The following is a 3,950-nucleotide window of genomic DNA, read 5'->3' on the forward strand; positions in this document are numbered from 1 at the left end:
GCCCCGTACCGCGCGTCGACGTCCCGCCCGTCCGTCCGGTCCCGGAGCAGGCGGCCTCTCCTCCGTGTCCGGCGCAACTGCCCGCCGCGCCACCGCACTTCACCGGTCGGGGCACCGTACGGGCCGATCTGGTCCGCGCCCTCGCCCCTGGCTCGTACCCTCGCGTAGCCGTCGTCAGCGGGATGGCCGGTGTCGGTAAGACCGCCCTCGCGCTCCATGTCGCACATGGGATGAAGGAACGTTTCCCCGATGGGCAGCTCTACCTCAACCTGCACGGCGCCACCCCCGGGATGTCCCCGCTGACCCAGGAACAGGCGCTCACCGCACTGCTCCGCGACCTCGGCGCCGATCCCCGGCTCGTCCCCGAACGGACCGACGCCGCGGCCGCGTTGCTGCGCTCACTGCTCGCGCCGACACGTACGCTCATGCTCCTGGACGACGCCGAGAACGCCGCGCAGGTACGTCCGCTGCTGCCGGCCGGCCCCGGCTGCGCGGTGATCGTCACCAGCCGGTCGCCGCTCACCGCACTCGACGGCGCCCACCGCTTCCCGCTCGCGCCGCTGTCCGGGGCGGAGAGCGCGGCGCTGCTGCGGGTGGCGTCCGGGCGCGACAGCCGTCGCGGGCCCGACGCCGACCACCCCCTCGTCGAGCTCACCGGCCGACTGCCACTGGCCCTGCGTGTCGTCGCGGCCCGGCTGGCCGCCCGGCGCGCCCTCACCCCCGACGCGCTCGCCGGCCAACTGTCCGCCACCGAAGGGCGGCTGAACCACCTGGAGTACGACGACCTGAGTGTGCGGCGTTCCCTCGCCGTCGCCCACGACGCGCTCGCCGCCTCCGACCGCGAGACCGACCGGGACGCGGCCCTCACGCTGCGCCGCATCGGCGCCCTGGATCTGCCCGCGTACGGCGCACCGCTGCTCGCCCGTCTCATCGACGCCGACGAGGGCCGCGCCGAGGCCGCCCTCGACCGCCTCGTCGACGTGGCCCTGCTGGAGGAGACGGCGTACGGCCGCTACGCCCCCCACGACCTGGTGCGCGAGTTCGCCCGGGAGATCGCCCGTGGCGACGACAGTACGGATGACGTCGCCGCGATCACCCTGCGCTGGTACGCCGCCGTCGCCGAGCGCGTCCTCACCGCGATCGTCGAACCCGGCATCGACCAGGACGACCGCCGCCGCCCCACCGCCGCACAGCCTCCCGAGCACGCGACGGAGGTCGCCTCGGTCCCGCCCTTCGCCCGTTGCGAGGACGCCTTCGCCTGGGGCGATCTGGAGTCGGAGAACGTCGTCGCCCTCGTCGAGCGCCACGGCGGCGACGGTGGTGACGGTGGTGGCGGTGGTGGCGGTGGTGACGGCGGTGGCGGCGGCTGTGACGACCGGACCCGTCATCTCGCCGTTCTTCTCCGGCTCCTCTTTCCCTACGCCCAGCGCAGCGGCCGGGTCGCCGAGATGGAGGTACTGGGCCAGGGTGCCCTCGACCTCGCGCGGCTCCACGGTGACGAGGCCGCCGAGGCCTACGCGCTGGGCGACCTCGCGGGACTGCACTTCCTGACCGGCCGGCTCAGTGACGCGCTCGCGCTCAACGACCGTTCGCTGGCGGTCTGGCGGCGGCTCGGCACGGTCAGCCGGATCCGCCGCTGCCTCAACAACCGTGGCCTGCTCCTCGAAAACCTCGGCCGACACGAGGAGTCGGCCGAGGCGCTGCGGCAGAGCCTCGCGTACTCACAGCGGCTGAACGACCCGTGGGGCGAGGCGATCACCCACAGCCATCTCGGCAACCTCTACGAGCACACCGACCCACGGGCGGCGATCGAGCAGCACCGGCGTTCGCTCGCCATCGGCGACGAGATCGGCAACGTGATCGTGCAGCACTCGGCGCACTGCAACATCGGCTATGCCCACCTCACGCTCGGCGAACCGGCCGCCGCCGCATCGCACTTCGAGGAGAGCATGCGCATCCTGGGCGGGCACGGTGACTGGCACGGCGAGTCCCAGACCAGGCTCGGCCTCGTCCGCGCCCTGCGCCTGCTGGGCCGTACCGAGCGGGCCGCGGACGAGTGCGCGGAGCTGCTCCGCCGCGCCGACGCCCGCGCCGACCGCTACACCGGCGGTCTCGCCCGGCACCAGCAGGGGCTGCTGCTGCGGGAGCGGGGGCGCGACGGCGAGGCTTACGAGCAGTGGCGGGCGGCGCTGGCGGCGCTGGACGGGACGGATGCGAAGACGGTGGCGGGGGAGTTGCGGGAGCTACTGGCCGAGGGCCCTCCCGCCGAGTGATCGCTCTGCGTCCGCGGCACGCCACCGGTCCCGGCGTCCGTGCGGCACGTCATCGGTCCCGGCGTACGCGTCGCATGACACCGATCACTTTGCGTCCGCGTAGCACTCCACCACCGCCGTCGTGAACGGGAAACGCACCGGCGTCCGGCCGAACGTCAGCCGTCCCGCCAGCTCCGCCGCTTCCCGGATCGCCGCGACGACGGCGTCCGCCTCCTCCTCGGGGCAGTGCACGATCACCTCGTCGTGCTGGAAGAAGACCAACTCCGCCGACTTGTCCGCACACGCCTGGCGCAGCGCGGCGAGCAGCAGCAGGGCCCAGTCGGCGGCGCTGCCCTGGACGACGAAGTTACGGGCGAAGCGGCCTCGCGCGCGGGCGTTGGTGGAGGCGTAGCCGGGCACCCACTCCTGCGTTTGGCCCGGCGCGTCGGAGGGGTCGTCCTGCGGCAGGCCCGCCTCCTCGGCGCCGTCGGCCGCTCCGGCCGCCGGTGGGCAGGTGCGCCCGAGCCAGGTCCGTACGAGCCTCCCCTCCTCGCCCGCGCGCGCCGCGTCGTCGACGTACGCGACCGCCCGGGGAAAGCGGCGTCTGAGCGCGGCCAGGTTCTTCAGGCCGTCGCCGGAGGTCTGGCCGTAGACCGCGCCGAGGACGGCGAGTTTGGCCTGGGCGCGGTCGCCGGAGAAGGCGCGGTCGGACACGGACTGGTAGAGGTCGGTCTCACGGCCGGCCACCTCCATCAGGCCGGGGTCACGGGAGATCGCCGCCAGCACGCGCGGCTCCATCTGGTCGGCGTCGGCGACGACCAGCCGCCAGCCCGGGTCGGCTACGACGGCGCGCCGGATCACCTTGGGGATCTGCAGCCCGCCCCCGCCGTTGGTCACCCAGCGTCCGGTGACGGTGCCGCCGGCCAGGAACTCGGGGCGGAACCGTCCGTCGCGCACCCAGTCCTGGAGCCAGGACCAGCCGTGGGCGACCCAGATCCGGTACAGCTTCTTGTACTCGATCAGCGGTTTCACGGCCGGATGGTCGACCGACTCGATCTCCCACCGGCGGGTGGAGGCGACCTTGATCCCGGCCCGCGTGAACGCCTTGACCACGTCCGCGGGCAGATCGGGCCGCACCCGGTGCCCGAACGCCGCGGACACCTCCTCGGCCAGCTCGGCCAGGCGGCGCGGCTCGCCTCCTCCCGCGTACCGCTCGCCGAGCAGGTCGTGGAGTACCTCCCGGTGCACGTCGGCCCGCCAGGGCAGCCCGGAGCGGTTCATCTCGGCGGCGACCAGCATCCCCGCCGACTCGGCCGCCGTCAGCAGCCGCATCCGGTCGGGGTGGGCGGACCGGTCGTGGCGGCGTTGCTGCTCGGCGTAGACGGCGAGCAGGTCGTCCAGGGGCAGATGGACGGCCTGGGGCTCGAAGAGCGGGGACTGCGCGCCGGGCTCGGCGGCGCGCTGTGGCGGGTCGGGCGGTACCGGGTCGCCGCGCAGCCTGGCCAGGGCAGCCGCGGCCGAGCGCGGCTCCCCGTACCGGCCCTCGTGGCCGAGCAGGAGGGTTTCGGCGGCCTCCACGTCGTAGCACCGCTCCACCCGCACCCCCGCGGCGAGCAGGCGCGGAGCGGTCTCGGCGGTGGACCGCCACACCCAGCGCGCGACGTCCGGCCTGCTCCGCACGGCCTCGGCGAGGCCGGC

The 3,950-nt window shown here is 74.5% G+C and carries 2 protein-coding genes; one reads left to right on the plus strand and one right to left on the minus strand.

Annotated features, from left to right (window positions below; translation table 11 throughout):
- Positions 1-2,273: tetratricopeptide repeat protein (locus EBH09_RS19940; RefSeq protein WP_153182689.1), on the plus strand; the 2,273-nt coding region annotated here is incomplete at its 5' end.
- A gap of 84 nt (positions 2,274-2,357) precedes the next feature.
- On the opposite strand, the gene EBH09_RS19945 is transcribed toward EBH09_RS19940, so the two are convergent.
- A partial coding sequence (locus tag EBH09_RS19945) for a bifunctional 3'-5' exonuclease/DNA polymerase (RefSeq protein WP_121748326.1) occupies positions 2,358-3,950 on the minus strand: 1,593 nt, incomplete at its 5' end.

This window comes from Streptomyces sp. E2N166, from assembly GCF_003671715.1.
Classification (GTDB): Bacteria; Actinomycetota; Actinomycetes; order Streptomycetales; family Streptomycetaceae; genus Streptomyces; species Streptomyces thinghirensis.